Here is a 17,115-nt window from a genome sequence, read left to right as displayed (position 1 = left end):
TGCCGGATGGCGGGCAAACGCAGAGCCATCCGGCAACAACATAATTAACGTTTAAAACCGTAATAGACGTCGTTCCAGCGCAGCGCGTCCTTAAAGGCCGGCAGGCGGGTATCGTTGTCGATCACGGCGATCTCGATATCGTGCATTTCAGCGAACTGGCGCATATCGTTTAGATCCAGCGCGTGGCTGAAGACGGTGTGGTGCGCGCCACCGGCCAGGATCCAAGCTTCAGAGGCGGTTGGCAGATCAGGCTGGGCTTTCCACAATGCGTTAGCCACCGGCAGTTTCGGCAGGGAGTGCGGTGTTTGAACCGTGTCGATGCAGTTAACCAGCAGGCGATAGCGATCGCCAAGATCGATCAGGCTGGCAACGACTGCCGAACCAGTTTTGGTGTTGAAGATCAGACGAGCGGGATCGTCTTTACCACCAATGCCGAGATGCTGAACGTCGAGGATCGGTTTATCTTCCACCGCGATAGACGGGCACACTTCCAGCATGTGCGAGCCGAGCACCAGATCGTTGCCTTTCTCGAAGTGGTAGGTGTAATCCTCCATAAATGAGGTGCCGCCCTGCAGACCGGTTGACATCACCTTCATGATGCGAAGCAGAGCGGCGGTTTTCCAGTCGCCTTCGCCCGCAAAGCCGTAGCCTTGCTGCATCAGACGCTGTACGGCCAGACCCGGGAGCTGTTTCAGGCCGTGTAAATCTTCAAATGTCGTGGTAAAGGCGTGGAATCCGCCCTGTTCCAGGAAACGCTTCATCCCCAGTTCAATACGGGCCGCTTCCAGTACGTTTTGACGTTTCTCACCGTGGACTTGTGTTGCCGCCGTCATGGTGTAGGTGCTTTCATACTCATCGATTAGCGCGTTGATTTCGCCGTCGCTAATGGAGTTCACTACCTGCACCAGATCGCCTACGGCCCAGGTATTTACCGAGAAGCCGAATTTGATCTGCGCAGCGACTTTATCGCCATCGGTGACCGCGACTTCACGCATGTTGTCGCCAAAACGGCAGACTTTCAGATGGCGGGTATCCTGTTTGGACACGGCCTGACGCATCCAGGAGCCAATGCGTTCGTGCGCTTGTTTGTCCTGCCAGTGACCGGTGACCACGGCGTGCTGCTGACGCATACGTGCGCCGATGAAGCCGAATTCACGGCCGCCGTGCGCGGTCTGGTTCAGGTTCATAAAGTCCATATCAATGCTGTCCCACGGCAGGGCGGCGTTGAACTGGGTATGGAATTGCATCAGCGGCTTGTTGAGGATAGTCAGACCGTTAATCCACATTTTGGCCGGAGAGAAAGTGTGCAGCCAGACCACCAGACCTGCGCAGCGATCGTCGTAGTTAGCGTCACGACAAATAGCGGTAATCTCGTCAGGTGAAGTACCCAGCGGTTTTAAAACCAGTTTGCAGGGCAGTTTAGCTTCAGTATTCAGCGCGTTAACGACGTGCTCGGCATGTTGGGTTACCTGACGCAGGGTTTCAGGGCCATACAGATGCTGGCTACCAATCACAAACCACACTTCATAGTTATCAAAAATCGTCATTGTCGTGTCCTTAATGTGTCAGGGTTGCCTGGTCTACCGGGGTTTGTTGCGCCGGAGCGGCAGTCGGAAGATATTGTTGTTCAGCGCTAACCGCCCACTGCTGGTAGCGGCGGTAAAGCTGTTCAAAACGTTGAGCCTGCTCTGGTCGAGGTTGCAGCGTGTTTTCCACGGCGCTTGCCATCTGTTGCTGAGCGGCTGGGATATCGGTGTGTACTTTCGCGGCAACGGCGGCAAAGATAGCCGCACCGAGTGCGCAGCACTGGTCTGAAGCGACAATCTGTAGCGGACGGTTGAGCACGTCACAACAGGCCTGCATGATGACCGGGTTTTTACGGGCGATGCCGCCTAGCGCCATTACGTTGTGAACCGCAATGCCTTGTTCGGTGAAGCATTCCATGATGGCGCGTGCACCAAAGGCGGTGGCGGCAATCAGACCGCCGAACAGCGCTGGCGCGTCGGTTGCCAGATTCAGATCGGTAATCACTCCTTTCAGACGCTGGTTGGCATTGGGCGTACGGCGACCGTTGAACCAGTCGAGCACCACCGGCAGGTGATCCAGCGACGGATTTCTCGCCCAGGCTTCGGTTAGCGCTGGTAGCAGCTGTTTTTGGCTGGCTTTAATCTGGGTCTTCAGCTCCGGGTGCTGCGTGGCAAGCTGCTCCAGCGGCCAGCTCAGCACACGGCTAAACCAGGCATAGATATCGCCGAACGCGGACTGGCCTGCCTCGAGGCCAATAAAATGCGGCACCACGCTGCCATCAACCTGGCCGCAAATGCCTTTCACCGCGCGCTCGCCGACGCTGTGTTTGTCAGCAATCAGAATGTCGCAGGTCGACGTGCCAATGACTTTCACCAGCGTATTGGGCTGTGCGCCCGCGCCGACCGCGCCCATATGGCAGTCAAAAGCGCCGCCTGCAATCACCACGCTTTCCGGTAGTCCCAGACGCTGCGCCCACTCGGCGCACAGGGTGCCAACCGGCAGGTCGGCTGTGAAGGTATCGGTAAACATCGGGTATTGCAGATGGCGGTTGAGGATGGGGTCGAGTTCGTCAAAGAAACTGGCTGGCGGTAGACCACCCCAGCTTTCATGCCACAGGGATTTATGCCCGGCGCTGCAGCGACCGCGACGAATATCCTGTGGACGTACGGTATTAGAGAGCAGGGCCGGAACCCAGTCGCACAGTTCAATCCACGAAACCGCGGCCTCGGCAACCGCGTGGTCCTGACGGGTCACATGCAGGATTTTGGCCCAGAACCATTCGCTGGAATAAATACCGCCGATATAGCGGGAGTAATCGATCTTGCCCGGTGTGTGGCACAGACGGGTAATTTCTTCAGCTTCTTCTACTGAGGTGTGATCTTTCCACAGGACAAACATTGCATTTGGGTTTTCAGCGAACTCCGGACGCAACGCCAGTACGTTGCCGTCGGCATCGATGGGGGCCGGGGTTGAACCGGTGCTGTCAACGCCAATCCCGACCACTTCCGCACGCTGTTTAACGCTCAGTTCGGCCAGCACGGTTTTCAGCGCCGCTTCCATTGATTCAATGTAGTCGCGTGGATGATGGCGAAACTGGTTGTTTGGGCCATCGCAATACTGTCCTTCCTGCCAACGTGGGTACCACTCTACGCTGGTGGCGATTTCTTCACCGGTAGCACATTCCACTGCCAAAGCGCGTACTGAATCACTGCCAAAATCGAGGCCAATTGCAATCGCCATCGTCTTACTCCATCCAAAAATACGGGTATGGATAAACAGTAGTTAGTAGGGATAAAAACCGTCAGGCAGGATTCGCTAATCTTATGGACTAAAATGCTGTGGCATCACAAAGTGTGACGCCGTGCAAATAATCAATGTGGACATTTCTGCCGTAGTTATAGACACTTTTGTTAGCCGATTTTAACGTTGGCACAGTACATATTTTTTACAAAGTGCTTTTCACAAGCGGGGTTGATGGTCCATTACCGCAAACACAGCGGCCCGCAGGGGCGACGGCAATGATGTCTGGCGTAATATGGACAAATTGTTTCTTAGCAGAACATAGGGAGTATTGAAATTATGGCTGAAACGCAAAACGATCCCCTGCTGCCAGGCTATTCGTTTAACGCGCATTTGGTGGCCGGATTAACCCCCATCGAGGCGAACGGATACCTGGATTTTTTTATCGACAGGCCGCTGGGTATGAAGGGCTATATCCTCAATCTCACTATCCGTGGCGAAGGGGTTATCAATAATCAGGGCAAACAATTTGTCTGTCGGCCTGGCGATATTTTGCTGTTTCCGCCCGGAGAAATTCACCACTACGGACGCCATCCTGATGCCAGCGAGTGGTATCACCAGTGGGTTTACTTCCGCCCACGCGCCTACTGGCAGGAGTGGCTGACCTGGCCGGCCATTTTTGCCCAGACTGGATTCTTTCGTCCGGATGAAGCACATCAGCCGCATTTTAACGAACTGTTTGGGCAGATAATCAACGCCGGGCAGGGAGAAGGTCGCTATTCCGAACTGCTGGCGATTAATTTACTGGAACAGTTATTGCTCCGCCGTATGGAAGCCATTAATGAATCGCTGCATCCCCCCATGGACAACCGCGTGCGCGACGCCTGCCAGTACATCAGCGATCACCTGGCGGACAGTAATTTTGATATTGCCAGCGTCGCACAGCACGTCTGCCTGTCGCCTTCCCGTTTGTCGCATCTGTTCCGTCAGCAGTTGGGTATCAGCGTATTAAGCTGGCGCGAGGATCAGCGTATCAGCCAGGCCAAGCTATTGCTGAGTACCACTCGTATGCCCATTGCTACGGTGGGGCGCAATGTTGGCTTTGATGATCAGCTTTATTTTTCTCGCGTTTTCAAAAAATGTACCGGCGCCAGTCCGAGCGAGTTTCGCGCCGGATGTGAATAAAAAGTGAATGATGTGTCCTGAAAGTTGTCATAACTCGCAATCTATTCAGACAATTGATGGCTTGACGAAGTTGAGACGGGTTATCAAAATCCCTGCTTCGTAAATCTGACGGACACATTATGCAAGCATTGCTGGAACACTTTATTCTTCAGTCCGCCCTGTACTCCCTGATCGCCGTACTGCTGGTGGCCTTTCTGGAGTCACTGGCGCTGGTTGGTCTGATTCTGCCCGGTACCGTGATGATGGCGGGGCTGGGGGCGCTGATTGGCAGTGGCGAACTGAACTTCTGGCATGCCTGGCTTGCGGGCATCATGGGTTGCCTGTTGGGGGACTGGATCTCTTTCTGGTTGGGCTGGCGCTTTAAAAAGCCGCTGCACCGTTGGTCGTTCATGAAAAAGAACAAGGCGTTGCTGGATAAAACCGAGCACGCGCTGCATCAGCACAGCATGTTTACCATTCTGGTGGGGCGTTTTGTGGGACCGACGCGTCCGCTGGTGCCAATGGTGGCGGGCATGCTGGATCTGCCTGTCGCTAAATTTATCGTCCCGAATATTATTGGTTGCATACTGTGGCCGCCGTTCTACTTCCTGCCGGGGATCCTGGCGGGGGCGGCAATTGATATTCCTTCTGAGATGCAGAGCGGGGATTTCAAATGGTTGCTGCTGGCGACGGCGCTGTTGCTATGGGTAGGGGGCTGGTTTTGCTGGCGACTGTGGCGTAGCGGCAAAGCGGCAGTCGATCGCTTAACCGCGTATTTCCCCCGCAGCCGTTTACTGTATCTGGCGCCGTTGACGCTTGGGATCGGCGTGGTTGCGCTGGTGGCGTTACTGCGCCATCCGCTGATGCCGGTGTATATTGATATTCTGCGTAAAGTCGTGGGTTTCTGACGATTCTTTTGCCGGATGGCGCTGACGCTTATCCGGCCTGGGAAATCAATCACTCGGCTTTGATGCCCAGGAGCGTCGAGGCGCTGGCCTGACCGCTTAATAACTCATCCGTTTTGCCCTGCCAGGCGATGCGCCCGTCGGCGACCACAATCGAACGGGACGCAATTCGCGCCGCATCTTCTACGCTGTGGGACACCATCAGCAAGGTAAGCTGTTTATCGCGACAGACCTCGGCAACCAGCGTTAACATCTCCTGGCGCAGGGCGGGATCGAGCGCAGAGAACGGTTCATCAAGCAGCAAAATGGGTTGTTCCCGCACCAGGCAACGCGCCAGCGCTACGCGCTGTCGCTGACCGCCGGAAAGCTCACCGGGGAGGCGCTCCAGCAGTGAGTCGATCCCCATTTGCTGGGCGATGTGATGCATTTTCTCCCGCTGCGATGCGTTCAGCTTCAATCCCGGGTTAAGGCCCAGGCCGATGTTTTGCTGCACGCTCAGGTGGCTGAACAGGTTATTTTCCTGAAACAGCATCGAAACGGGGCGACGTGAGGGAGGCGTGGCGGTGTGATCTTCACCTTCAATCAACATGGTACCGCTGGCAGGCGTGAGAAAGCCGGCGATCAGATTCAGCAGCGTACTTTTCCCGGCGCCGCTGGGCCCGAGGATCGCGACCTGCTCACCGCGCGCGATCGACAGCGTAAAGCGCATCGGCAAATGGTGATAAAGCCATGTGATATCAATCAGTTTTAACATTTCGACCCGGCAATTTCTCAATAACGGTAAACAGCGTAAAGCACAGGATCAGCAGCAATAACGCCGTAACTGCGCCATCCTGACTGCGATAAGAGCCAATCTGCTGATATAAATAAAACGGCAGGGTGCGGAAATCCTCATTACCAAATAGCGCGACCACGCCAAAATCGCCAATCGACAGCACGCAGGCAAAAGCCATCGCCTGCGCCAGCGGGCGCTTCAGGGCACGCAGTTCAACCACTTTCAGGCGCGACCATCCCTCAATTCCCAACGACTGGCACAACATACTGTAGCGGGTGGTGACGTCCCGCATTGGGTTTTCCAGCACCTTCAGCGCGTAAGGGATCGCCATCAGCGCATTGGTAAAAATGACAACCCCGTCGGCTGATTCGGGGAGTCCAATGGTGTTATTGAGCAGCAGAAAGAAGCCGGTTGCCAGCACGATGCCCGGCATGGCGAGGATCATCATGCCGCTAAGTTCCAGCATCTGACCAGCCAGCACCTGCTGTCGGGCACGCAGTTCACGACTGCTCCATAACAGCATCATGGTGAGAACTACGCACAACGCACCTGCCGCCAGCGCAATTCGTAGTGAGGTTCCCAGTGCGTGCCACAGTACAGGTTGCTTAAGAACATCCAGCATATGGCGGTTAATACCATCGACAATTACCGCCAGCAGCGGCGGCAGCAGTAGCAGCAGGGCCAGAATAATCAGCAGCGCGTCTGCCAGGCGGCTGTGCAGACGATCGTCGGGATCGCGCCAGCCCTGAACCAGCGTGGTACCGGGGGCAATCGCGCGGCTCAGACGTTGGCTGAAGAGCACCAGCGCTAAACAACAAACCATCTGGATCAACGCCAGCATGGCGGCGCGGGCGGGATCGTAATCAAAGTTCAGCGCCTGATAAATCGCCAGCTCGATGGTAGTGGCCTGCGGTCCGCCGCCTAGCGACAAAACGGTGGCGAAGCTGGCGAAACAGAGCATAAAGATGAGCGCCGCGACGGGAAGGATTTGCCGACGCAGCCACGGCCATTCAACAAAGCGGAAGAAATGCCAGCCGCGCAGACCTAACTGAGCGGCTAACTGTCGCTGTTCGCCGGGAATATTCTCCAGCGACTGCAACAGCAGACGACTGGCCATCGGCAGATTGAAAAAGACGTGCGCCAGCAGAATGCCCTGCAGACCGTACGGCGAAAACGTCCATTCCAGCCCGAATGTATGCCAGATCGAGGCCAGCCAGCCCTGACGACCGTACACGCTAAGAATACCGAAGACCGCGACCAGCACTGGCAGGATTAACGTCATCGCGCACAGGCGCAGCAGCGCCAGTCGTCCTGGAAAACGGCGGCGATAGAGCGCTCTGGCAAGGAAAATCGCCGGGATGACCGACAGCACTGCGGATAAAAAAGCCTGCCAGAAAGAAAAGCGCACCACGTGCCACAGGTAGTCGTCTTGCCACAGTGAGAGCCACTCCCCCCGTGGGGCGTTAAACCACAGCGCCAGAAACGCGGCCAGGGCAACGGCCACCATCAGCGTGGCGGCGGTAAGCCCTGGAACCAGCCAGCCGGGAATTAACGGCTGACGGCGCGTTGCCATTCGCTAATCCATGCCTGGCGTTGAGCCGCAACCTGCTGCGGCGTAAATTCCAGCGCGGTGGCTGGCTTATTCAGTTGCTCGAATCCAGACGGTAGGGCGACCTGGGTTACCGGATACATCCAGTTGCCGGTCGGAATCGCGTTCTGGAAGGCCGGAGACACCATAAACTTGAGGAATTTCTCGGCCAGTTCCGGCTGTTTGCTGGCCGCAGTACGGGCGGCGACTTCTACCTGCAAATAGTGGCCTTCGCTAAAGTTGGCTGCGGCGTAGTTGTCTTTTTTCTCGGCGATGATGTGATAGGCCGGAGAGGTGGTGTAGCTGAGTACCAGGTCGCTTTCGCCCTTCAGGAACAGGCCGTAGGCTTCACTCCAGCCCTTGGTGACCGTGACGGTTTTTGCCGAAAGCGCGCGCCAGGCCTCCGGCGCCTTATCGCCATAGACTTTCTGCATCCATAGCAGCAGGCCCAGCCCCGGCGTGCTGGTACGCGGGTCCTGATAAATGACGCGCCATTTTTGATCGCTCTCTACCAGTTCTTTCAGGCTTTTGGGCGGATTCTTCAGCTTGTTCTTATCATAAACGAAGGCGAAATAGCCGTAATCAAACGGAACGAAGGTATCGTTTTTCCAGCCGCCGGGCACGTTTACGGCTTCACTTGCTACACCGCTTTTGGCAAACAGTTTAGTTTGGGTGGCGGCTTCCAGAAGGTTGTTATCGAGGCCCAGTACAACGTCAGCTTTACTGTTTTTTCCTTCCATGCGCAGGCGGTTAAGCAGCGAGACGCCATCTTCCAGCGCGACCAGTTTCAGTTCACAGTTGCAGTCAGCTTCAAAGGCTTTTTTTATTGTCGGGCCCGGGCCCCAGTCAGCTGCGAACGAGTCGTAGGTATATACGGTCAGTACAGGTTTGGCGAAAGCAGGCGCTGCGCACAGCAGTAAAAGCGGAAGACATTTTTTAAACACTTTGCACCTCATAAAGTTGGGTGGCAAAGGACTTGAGTTGCAGCCTCAAATCCCTTCGCCGGCATTATCCGGATCAGGTTCGACGGGTATCTCTCAGCCCATACACTTCATCATTCACGCTGCCTCTGTGTTGGCTGCGTTACTCGGCCCATCTCCGGGCCTCGCCCCTTCGGGGCCGCTGCAAGCAGCGTTCAAATCTGCTCCCGGCAGATTTGTCGCTCACCCCAGTTACATAGTTATCTATGCTCCTGGGGACTCACTCGCTTGCCGCCTTGATGCAGCGTGAATGATTTTGTGTATGTTTTTATTTAGCACCCCGTTGAGAACGGCGTTAGTGTAATGATTTTGTTGCTATGCGGCAATCAAGAGCCGGATCTAAGGATCCGGTGGTGCAAACCACGCTGATTTAAAATCAAACCAGCCGAGGGTATTCATGCGTAACCCGCGCATACTGCGCTGTCCCTGAATGATCAGCCAGTGGTGGATTAATGGCACAATGGCCTTTGTGGCGAGCAGCTGTTGGCACCATGCCGCCAGGCTCATTTCGCCCGTTCGCCAGCGGGCCGCATCGTTTTCCCAGTCCCGCGAGATACAGTTTTGCAGTAACGGGACTTCGCACAAATGGGCGAACAGCGAGAAATCCAGCGGTAGGGTAAAGTTGGCGCTGTTGAGCCAGATATCGCTGACGATTTCACCCGCATGCCATTGATCGTAGTCGATCTCCTGAATATTTAACTGTACCTGATGCTCTGCCAGCAACGTCTTCATGATCTGCGCGATAATCCGATGTTCGATGTGATCGCGATAGTAGGTGATCGTCAGCGTTTCCAGTCCGGCGGGTTTTTCACCATGGCCGGGTTTGGCATGGTGCCAGCGGGGGAGCAAACCGTAGGCGGGAAACCACAGTCGCTGGAACTGTTCGTCGGCGTGGCAGATGAGATGGGTTGGTGAAAGAACGCGGCTAACCCAATCGCGAACCTCCTGATTAGCGCCACGGTGGGTGCGCGCATCAAACAGCAGGTAGTAGCAACCTTCTTCGAGGCGGCTTTCGATCGCCTTTTCATCCTCCGTGGGGCCTTTTAGCGTCAACCCACCGCCAGGCTCTTCGCCGATATCGGGTAACACCCAAACGTTAACTTCGTCGATCAGCGCCCGGTAGCCAAAGTAATCATCAAATGCATGAATTTTCAGTTGGTTATTGGTATTGCGCATCACCGCATAGGGACCAGTGCCAATCGGGTGGCTGGAGAAGTTGCTGAGCGTCTCCCATTCTCGCGGCAGGATCATGGCGGGGACTTGCCCCAATAGCCAGGGAAGCCAGCGGTCGGGTTGGGCGAGATGGATATCCAGCGTCCAGTCCGTGGGAGAAACGATCTGCGTGATGTGCGAGTACAGCGGCAGGGCGTTAATGCGCATCAGCGAGGTGATGACATCTTCCATTTCCAGTTCGCGGCCATGATGAAAATGAATCCCCGGACGCAGGAAGAATCGCCAGTGTAACGGTGAAATCTGCTGCCAGTGATGGGCGATGTCCGCTTCCAGTTCCCCATTTTCCTCATTTACCCGAATTAAGGCGCTGAAGATTTGCCGGGCGATATGAGTTTCTGAACGGCGTAGCGCCGTACCGGGAAGCAGGTTGTGCATGGGACGATAATAGAGAACGCGCATGATGTGCCGCCCCTGGCGAAAACTGCGCCCCAGGTGAGAAACCAGCATCTGTCGTACGGCCGTTTTGTCACCGACCAGCTGCACCAGTTGATCGATGCGATCCTGTTCCAGCAGGTCTTCTGCCCGCTGCTGCTGGAGTGCCAGCCCGGTATAGAGGAAAGTCAGGCGCGAGCGTTTACCTCGCCCCACTTCGGCTTCCCACGTTAACCAGCCGCGTTCTTGCATGGTATTGAGCAGGGTACGCATATGGCGGCGCGAACAACTCAGCAGCTCCGCCAGCTCGTTCAGCGTCGTGTCTTGCGTTTTGCCGTCACAGCATTGCCACAGACGGATGAACTGTTGTTGCAGACGACCAGAAGACATAAAAGGGGAACTCCTGCGAAAAACTCAGCAATTTTATTATCCCTATATTAAGCCAATAATAGATTCCGATGAAGCGATGAGACAACGAAGGGGTCATCTATGCGTCAGTTCTGGTTGAAATACTTTACCGCGACAGAAACATCGTCCTGGTTGGCTTGCCTGAGCGCACCGCAGCGCTTAAAGATGCTCGAAGAACTGATGCAGTGGGAGGTGACAGCCTGACTCCTGAATTGGGAATTGCAGACATCATGTGTGACTGAGTATTGGTGTTAATCGCCGCGCCAGCAGATAATCACTGCTGGCTTTTTTTGTTTCTGCTGCGCTAAAAGGAACTGTAATGCTCTGGATTATGACCATGGGACGGCGCCTCAACGGCGTTTACGCGGCATTTATGCTGGTCGCTTTTATGATGGGCGTAGCAGGTGCATTGCAGGCACCCACGCTGAGCTTGTTCCTGAGCCGTGAAGTCGGGGCGCAGCCGTTTTGGGTCGGGCTGTTTTATACCGTCAATGCGATTGTCGGGATCGTTGTCAGCCTTGGCCTCGCGAAACGATCCGACAGCCAGGGCGACAGGCGCAAGCTGATCATGTTTTGCTGCCTGATGGCAATTGGAAACGCGCTGCTGTTTGCGTTTAATCGCCACTATCTCACGCTTATCACCTGCGGTGTACTGCTGGCCTCGCTGGCGAATACCGCCATGCCGCAACTGTTTGCGCTGGCGCGGGAATACGCTGATAACTCCGCGCGTGAAGTGGTGATGTTTAGCTCGGTGATGCGTGCGCAGCTTTCGCTGGCCTGGGTAATTGGACCGCCGCTGGCCTTCATGCTGGCGCTGAATTACGGCTTTACGGCGATGTTTTCCATTGCCGCAGGGATTTTCGCCATTAGCCTGGTGCTGATTGCGCTGATACTGCCGTCAGTCACACGGGTGGAGCAACCTGTTGACGTACCGCTGGAACAGACCGGTGGTTGGCAGGACAAAAATGTGCGCATGTTGTTTATTGCCTCCACGCTGATGTGGACCTGCAATACCATGTACATCATCGATATGCCGCTGTGGATAAGCCTTGAGCTGGGGTTACCGGACAAGCTGGCCGGTATCCTGATGGGGACGGCGGCTGGGCTGGAAATTCCGGCGATGATCCTGGCGGGCTACTATGTGAAGCGCTTTGGCAAACGGCGAATGATGATCGCGGCCGTCGCGGCGGGCGTACTGTTTTATCTTGGTTTGATCTTCTTTCACAGCCGCACGGCGCTGCTGGTGCTGCAATTATTTAATGCAGTATTTATCGGTATCATCGCCGGGATAGGAATGCTGTGGTTTCAGGATCTTATGCCCGGGCGTGCGGGGTCAGCGACCACATTATTTACCAACAGTATTTCAACGGGGGTCATTCTCGCGGGAGTGATTCAGGGGGCTATTGCGCAAAGCTACGGTCACTTTGCCGTCTATTGGGTGATTGCGGCGATTTCTGTGGTCACGCTGGTGATGACCGGGCGGGTAAAGGACGTTTGATTTTTGGAGTGCCGGATGCGCTGCGCTTATCCGGCACCACAAGGACTAGCGCATAAACGCTGGCTGCTTGTCTTCGTACTCGGTGATGGCTGCTTCATGCTGCAGCGTCAGCCCGATGCTGTCCAGACCGTTCAGCATGCAGTGGCGGCGGAAGTCGTCGATTTTAAAGCTGTAGGACTTATCGCCCGCTTTCACCACCTGCGCTTGCAGATCCACTTCAAATTTAATGCCCGGATTGGCTTTCACCAGGGCGAACATTTCATCTACCTGCGCGTCGCTCAGGGTCACCGGCAGCAGTTGGTTATTGAAGCTGTTGCCGTAGAAGATGTCGGCGAAGCTTGGCGCGATCACTACTTTAAAGCCGTAATCGGTCAGCGCCCATGGCGCATGTTCACGGGAAGAGCCGCAGCCAAAGTTTTCCCGCGCCAGCAGAATTGACGCGCCTTTATATTCCGGGAAGTTCAGTACGAACTCTGGGTTAGGCTGTTGCCCTTTTTCATCCAGAAAACGCCAGTCGTTAAACAGATGAGCGCCAAAACCGGTGCGCGTAACCTTCTGCAAAAACTGTTTGGGAATAATCGCGTCGGTATCCACGTTGGCGGCATCCAGTGGGACAACCAGGCCGGTATGTTGGGTAAATTTCTCTGCCATGGTAGTTTCCTTATTTGATGCTGCGAATGTCGGCAAAATGACCGGTAACGGCGGCAGCGGCGGCCATGGCCGGGCTGACTAAGTGCGTGCGACCACCGCGGCCCTGGCGGCCTTCAAAGTTACGGTTGCTGGTGGATGCACAGCGCTCGCCTGGGTTCAGGCGGTCATTGTTCATGGCCAGACACATGGAACAGCCCGGTAAACGCCATTCAAACCCGGCTTCGATGAAGATCTTGTCCAGACCTTCCGCTTCAGCCTGCGCTTTCACCGGACCAGAACCCGGCACAACCAGCGCCTGTACGCCTGGCGCAACTTTGCGCCCTTTGGCGATTTGGGCCGCAGCGCGTAAATCTTCAATACGCGAGTTGGTACAGGAACCGATAAACACTTTATCAATAGCCACTTCTGTTAACGGAATACCCGGTTTCAGCCCCATATATGCCAGCGCTTTTTCAGCCGATGCGCGCTCAACGGGATCGGAAAATGACGCCGGGTCGGGAATATTATCGTTCACCGAGATGACCTGACCCGGGTTCGTACCCCAAGTGACCTGCGGTGCGATTTCTTCTGCCTGCAGGGTAACGACGGTATCAAACGTCGCGTTGTCGTCGGTTTTCAGCGTTTTCCAGTACGCAACCGCGTTGGTAAAATTCTCACCCTTCGGTGCGTGTAAACGCCCCTGCACATAGTTAAAGGTGGTTTCATCCGGTGCGACCAGACCCGCTTTGGCGCCCATTTCAATGGCCATGTTGCACAGGGTCATACGGCCTTCCATGCTCAGCGCACGGATGGCTTCGCCACAAAATTCAACGACGTGTCCGGTACCGCCTGCACTACCGGTTTTACCGATAATCGCCAGCACGATATCTTTGGCGGTAATGCCAGGTGCTGCTGTGCCGCTAACTTCAATCTTCATGGTTTTGGCACGCCCCTGTTTCAGGGTCTGCGTCGCCAGAACGTGTTCAACTTCAGAGGTGCCAATACCAAAGGCCAGCGCGCCAAACGCGCCGTGTGTGGCGGTGTGGGAGTCGCCGCAAACGATGGTCATACCCGGCAACGTTACGCCTTGCTCAGGCCCCATCACGTGAACGATCCCCTGGTACGGGTGGTTCAGGTCGTACAGTTCGACGCCAAACTCATTGCAGTTTTTGATCAATTCCTGCATCTGAATGCGCGCCATTTCGCCGGAAGCGTTAATGTCTTTGGTTTGCGTGGAGACGTTATGGTCCATGGTGGCAAAGGTTTTACCCGGCTGGCGCACCTGACGTCCATGCGCACGCAGGCCATCAAACGCCTGCGGAGAGGTCACTTCATGCACCAGATGTCTGTCGATATACAACAGCGGGGTTTCGTTTTGCGCTTCGTAGACGACGTGCGCATCGAACAATTTTTCGTATAACGTTTTGGCCATGATTACACCCCTTCTGCGACGTAACGGGCAATAATGTCACCCATTTCATCGGTACCGACTGCGGCAGCGCCACGGGCTAAGTCACCGGTGCGAATGCCTTCTTCTAATGCGCGGTTGATGGCGCTCTCAATTGCGGTTGCCGCATCATTGGCGTCCAGGCTGTAGCGCAGCAGCAGCGCCAGCGAAAGGATTTGGGCGATAGGGTTAGCAATGTTTTTCCCGGCGATGTCTGGAGCGGAGCCGCCAGCGGGCTCGTACAGACCAAAGCCCTGCTCATTCAGGCTGGCGGACGGTAACATCCCCATTGATCCGGTAATCATGGCGCATTCGTCAGACAGAATGTCGCCAAACAGGTTGGAGCACAGCAGCACGTCGAACTGGGATGGATCTTTGATCAACTGCATCGTCGCGTTGTCGATGTACATATGCGCCAGCTCAACGTCCGGATATTCATTAGCAATTTCATTGACGATTTGGCGCCACAGAATAGACGTTTGCAGTACGTTGGCTTTATCAATCGACGTGACTTTGCGGCGACGCTGGCGAGCAGATTCAAACGCGATACGTGCGATACGCTCGATCTCGAAACGGTGATAAACCTCGGTATCAAAGGCTTTTTCATGTTGTCCGCTGCCTTCGCGGCCTTTTGGCTGACCGAAGTAGATACCGCCGGTCAGTTCGCGCACGCACAGGATGTCGAAACCGTTCGCGGCAATATCTGCGCGCAGAGGGCAAAATGCTTCCAGCCCCTGGTACAGCTTAGCCGGGCGCAGGTTGCTGAATAATTTGAAGTGTTTACGCAACGGCAGCAGCGCGCCGCGTTCAGGCTGCTGATTGGGTGGCAGATTTTCCCATTTCGGACCGCCAACGGAGCCAAACAGAATGGCGTCAGCTTGCTCACAGCCTTCAACCGTCGCTGGCGGCAGCGGCTGACCATGGTTATCGATAGCGGCACCCCCCACGTCGTAGTGGCTGGTGGTAATGCGCATGTTAAAACGGTTGCGGATTGCGTCCAGTACCTTCAGGGCTTGCGCCATCACTTCCGGGCCAATACCGTCGCCCGGCAAAACAGCAATATGATAATTCTTCGACATCACACGGTTTCCTTGTTGTTCTCGTTGTTCTGAGCTTTGCGTTGCAATTCTTTTTCGACTTCTTCGGCGCGCCAAATGTTGTTCAGCACATGAACCATCGCTTTCGCGGACGATTCGACGATATCTGTTGCCAGACCGACGCCGTGGAAGCGGCGACCGTTATAATTAGCAACGATATCCACCTGGCCCAGCGCATCTTTACCGTGCCCTTTGGCGGTCAGGCTGTATTTCACCAGTTCGATGTTGTACTCGGTCACACGGTTGATGGCCTGATAAATGGCATCGACCGGACCGTTACCGTTCGCCGCTTCGGCTTTGACTTCTTCACCGCAGGCCAGCTTGACGGAGGCAGTGGCGATGTCATTTGAGCCGGACTGCACGCTGAAGTAATCCAGACGGAAATGCTCCGGCTCTTCCTGCTGTTTATTAATAAAGGCCAGCGCTTCCAGGTCGTAATCAAATACCTGACCCTTTTTATCCGCCAGCTTCAGGAATGCGTCGTACAGGTTGTCCAGGTTGTATTCGTTCTCTTTATATCCCATCTCGTCCATACGGTGTTTCACCGCGGCGCGTCCGGAACGGGAAGTCAGATTCAACTGCACCTGGTTCAGACCGATGGATTCAGGCGTCATGATTTCGTAGTTTTCACGATTTTTCAGTACGCCGTCCTGATGGATGCCAGAGGAGTGGGCAAAGGCGCCGCTACCGACAATGGCTTTGTTGGCCGGAATGGGCATGTTGCAGATTTGGCTGACTAACTGACTGGTACGCCAGATTTCCTGGTGATTAATGCGGGTCTGTACGTTCAGGATATCTTTGCGCACTTTGATCGCCATGATCACTTCTTCCAGTGAGCAGTTACCGGCGCGTTCGCCGATACCGTTCATCGCGCCTTCCACCTGGCGAGCGCCGGCGTGGACGGCCGCCAACGCGTTGCCAACGCCCAGACCTAAATCATCATGGGTGTGCACGGAGATGATGGCTTTATCGATATTCGGTACGCGTTCATACAGACCAGAAATGATTGCTCCGAATTCGAAAGGCATGGTGTAGCCAACGGTATCGGGGATATTGATAGTTTTGGCACCCGCATTAATCGCGGCTTCGACCACGCGGGCCAGATCGGCAATAGGGGTACGGCCAGCATCCTCGCATGAGAACTCCACGTCATCCGTATAATTACGCGCACGCTTCACCATGTAGACTGCTCGCTCGATCACTTCATCCAACGTGCTGCGCAGTTTCGTCGCGATATGCATCGGCGAGGTGGCGATGAACGTATGAATGCGGAAGGCCCCAGCGACCTTCAGAGATTCTGCGGCAACGTCGATATCTTTTTCTACGCAGCGGGCTAAGGCGCAAACGCGGCTGTTCTTCACCTGACGAGCGATGGTTTGTACGGACTCAAAGTCACCCGGTGAAGAGACCGGAAAACCGACCTCCATCACGTCAACGCCCATACGCTCGAGGGCCAGCGCAATCTGCAGTTTTTCTTTCACACTCAGGCTCGCCTGTAACGCCTGTTCACCGTCACGTAAGGTGGTATCGAAAATAATGACTTGCTGGCTCATGGTTTAGGTCCTTGGTCTTTAGGGCGCCTTGCTTCGAGCATAAAAAAACCCGCGCAACGGCGCGGGTTTTTTGTCTTAACTGGAGCTGACTTAATGCTGAATGTCGTCCACCAGTCTACCGCGCAATGAGAATGCGTTTAGTAGTAGTAGACCGATAAAACGAGCAATGTAAGTCATCAATCAAGCTCCAGGCGAATG

At 55.2% G+C, this 17,115-nt stretch carries 14 protein-coding genes and 1 riboswitch; of the genes, 4 read left to right on the top strand and 10 right to left on the bottom strand.

The features are described 5' to 3' along the window. Positions 1-44: 44 nt before the first annotated feature. Both araA and araB read right to left on the bottom strand, forming a co-directional pair. Positions 45-1,547 (bottom strand): L-arabinose isomerase, encoded by a 1,503-nt coding sequence (gene araA / locus KQJ19_RS03500; protein ID WP_200080194.1) that lies wholly within the window; start codon positions 1,545-1,547, stop codon positions 45-47. 10 nt (positions 1,548-1,557) lie between these two features. After that, on the bottom strand, positions 1,558-3,267 hold the full coding sequence (araB, locus tag KQJ19_RS03495) for a ribulokinase (RefSeq protein ID WP_216403348.1): 1,710 nt from the start codon (positions 3,265-3,267) through the stop codon (positions 1,558-1,560). 339 nt (positions 3,268-3,606) lie between these two features. Between araB and araC the strand changes: the two genes are divergently transcribed. Together araC and KQJ19_RS03485 are read left to right on the top strand one after the other, a co-directional pair. After that, positions 3,607-4,452, top strand: a complete 846-nt coding sequence (gene araC / locus KQJ19_RS03490; protein ID WP_003018834.1) for an arabinose operon transcriptional regulator AraC — start codon at positions 3,607-3,609, stop codon at positions 4,450-4,452. 119 nt (positions 4,453-4,571) lie between these two features. Further along, positions 4,572-5,339, top strand: coding sequence for a DedA family protein (locus tag KQJ19_RS03485; RefSeq protein WP_094760774.1), 768 nt, complete (start codon positions 4,572-4,574; stop codon positions 5,337-5,339). 49 nt (positions 5,340-5,388) lie between these two features. On the opposite strand, the gene thiQ is transcribed toward KQJ19_RS03485, so the two are convergent. The 4 genes from thiQ to sgrR all read right to left on the bottom strand — a co-directional run bounded on the left by thiQ (position 5,389) and on the right by sgrR (position 10,674). Beyond that, a complete protein-coding gene (gene thiQ, locus KQJ19_RS03480; protein ID WP_016151677.1) occupies positions 5,389-6,090 on the bottom strand; it encodes a thiamine ABC transporter ATP-binding protein ThiQ in 702 nt (233 codons plus the stop codon). Next, on the bottom strand, positions 6,074-7,684 hold the full coding sequence (gene thiP, locus KQJ19_RS03475) for a thiamine/thiamine pyrophosphate ABC transporter permease ThiP (protein ID WP_216403347.1): 1,611 nt from the start codon (positions 7,682-7,684) through the stop codon (positions 6,074-6,076). Before thiP ends, thiQ begins: the two co-directional genes overlap by 17 nt. Continuing rightward, entirely contained in the window at positions 7,660-8,643 is a 984-nt protein-coding gene (thiB, locus tag KQJ19_RS03470; protein WP_016151679.1) for a thiamine ABC transporter substrate binding subunit, read from the bottom strand. Before thiB ends, thiP begins: the two co-directional genes overlap by 25 nt. A 33-nt stretch (positions 8,644-8,676) precedes the next feature. Next, positions 8,677-8,779, bottom strand: a riboswitch (TPP riboswitch). Positions 8,780-9,018: 239 nt separating this feature from the next. Next, complete coding sequence (gene sgrR / locus KQJ19_RS03465; protein ID WP_216403346.1) at positions 9,019-10,674, bottom strand: HTH-type transcriptional regulator SgrR; 1,656 nt, start codon at positions 10,672-10,674, stop codon at positions 9,019-9,021. Positions 10,675-10,773: 99 nt separating this feature from the next. Here sgrR and sgrT point away from each other — a divergent pair, with 99 nt between their 5' ends. After that, complete coding sequence (gene sgrT, locus KQJ19_RS03460; RefSeq protein ID WP_216403345.1) at positions 10,774-10,896, top strand: glucose uptake inhibitor SgrT; 123 nt, start codon at positions 10,774-10,776, stop codon at positions 10,894-10,896. A gap of 115 nt (positions 10,897-11,011) precedes the next feature. Next, on the top strand, positions 11,012-12,190 hold the full coding sequence (locus KQJ19_RS03455) for a sugar efflux transporter (protein ID WP_200046639.1): 1,179 nt from the start codon (positions 11,012-11,014) through the stop codon (positions 12,188-12,190). 45 nt (positions 12,191-12,235) lie between these two features. Here the strand turns inward: KQJ19_RS03455 and leuD are convergent, their stop codons facing one another. Genes leuD through leuA form a run of 4 tightly spaced genes read right to left on the bottom strand, consistent with a single transcriptional unit; the run spans position 12,236 to position 16,917 of the window. Beyond that, positions 12,236-12,841 (bottom strand): 3-isopropylmalate dehydratase small subunit, encoded by a 606-nt coding sequence (gene leuD / locus KQJ19_RS03450; RefSeq protein ID WP_016155684.1) that lies wholly within the window; start codon positions 12,839-12,841, stop codon positions 12,236-12,238. 10 nt (positions 12,842-12,851) lie between these two features. After that, positions 12,852-14,252 carry a 3-isopropylmalate dehydratase large subunit gene (gene leuC, locus KQJ19_RS03445; protein WP_216403344.1) on the bottom strand — a complete coding sequence of 467 codons (1,401 nt, stop codon included), beginning with the start codon at positions 14,250-14,252 and terminating at the stop codon, positions 12,852-12,854. 2 nt (positions 14,253-14,254) lie between these two features. After that, positions 14,255-15,346, bottom strand: coding sequence for a 3-isopropylmalate dehydrogenase (gene leuB / locus KQJ19_RS03440; RefSeq protein ID WP_016155686.1), 1,092 nt, complete (start codon positions 15,344-15,346; stop codon positions 14,255-14,257). After that, positions 15,346-16,917, bottom strand: coding sequence for a 2-isopropylmalate synthase (gene leuA, locus KQJ19_RS03435; protein WP_216403343.1), 1,572 nt, complete (start codon positions 16,915-16,917; stop codon positions 15,346-15,348). The genes leuB and leuA overlap by 1 nt, the downstream gene beginning before the upstream one ends. Positions 16,918-17,115: the final 198 nt, after the last annotated feature.

This window comes from Citrobacter sp. S46_ASV_140, from assembly GCF_018919545.1.
Classification (GTDB): Bacteria; Pseudomonadota; Gammaproteobacteria; order Enterobacterales; family Enterobacteriaceae; genus Citrobacter; species Citrobacter braakii.
The sequence above is the reverse complement of the archived record's forward strand: the minus strand, read 5'-3'. Positions and strand labels throughout refer to the sequence as shown.

Excerpts from the sequence above, each read along its gene's own strand:
- araC (WP_003018834.1), top strand. The coding sequence starts at position 3,607 with ATGGCTGAAACGCAAAACGATCCCCTGCTGCCAGGCTATTCGTTTAAC.
- araA (WP_200080194.1), bottom strand. The coding sequence starts at position 1,547 with ATGACGATTTTTGATAACTATGAAGTGTGGTTTGTGATTGGTAGCCAG.
- KQJ19_RS03455 (WP_200046639.1), top strand. The coding sequence starts at position 11,012 with ATGCTCTGGATTATGACCATGGGACGGCGCCTCAACGGCGTTTACGCG.
- leuD (WP_016155684.1), bottom strand. The coding sequence starts at position 12,841 with ATGGCAGAGAAATTTACCCAACATACCGGCCTGGTTGTCCCACTGGAT.
- leuC (WP_216403344.1), bottom strand. The coding sequence starts at position 14,252 with ATGGCCAAAACGTTATACGAAAAATTGTTCGATGCGCACGTCGTCTAC.
- KQJ19_RS03485 (WP_094760774.1), top strand. The coding sequence starts at position 4,572 with ATGCAAGCATTGCTGGAACACTTTATTCTTCAGTCCGCCCTGTACTCC.
- araB (WP_216403348.1), bottom strand. The coding sequence starts at position 3,267 with ATGGCGATTGCAATTGGCCTCGATTTTGGCAGTGATTCAGTACGCGCT.
- leuB (WP_016155686.1), bottom strand. The coding sequence starts at position 15,346 with ATGTCGAAGAATTATCATATTGCTGTTTTGCCGGGCGACGGTATTGGC.
- thiQ (WP_016151677.1), bottom strand. The coding sequence starts at position 6,090 with ATGTTAAAACTGATTGATATCACATGGCTTTATCACCATTTGCCGATG.
- leuA (WP_216403343.1), bottom strand. The coding sequence starts at position 16,917 with ATGAGCCAGCAAGTCATTATTTTCGATACCACCTTACGTGACGGTGAA.
- sgrT (WP_216403345.1), top strand. The coding sequence starts at position 10,774 with ATGCGTCAGTTCTGGTTGAAATACTTTACCGCGACAGAAACATCGTCC.
- sgrR (WP_216403346.1), bottom strand. The coding sequence starts at position 10,674 with ATGTCTTCTGGTCGTCTGCAACAACAGTTCATCCGTCTGTGGCAATGC.
- thiP (WP_216403347.1), bottom strand. The coding sequence starts at position 7,684 with ATGGCAACGCGCCGTCAGCCGTTAATTCCCGGCTGGCTGGTTCCAGGG.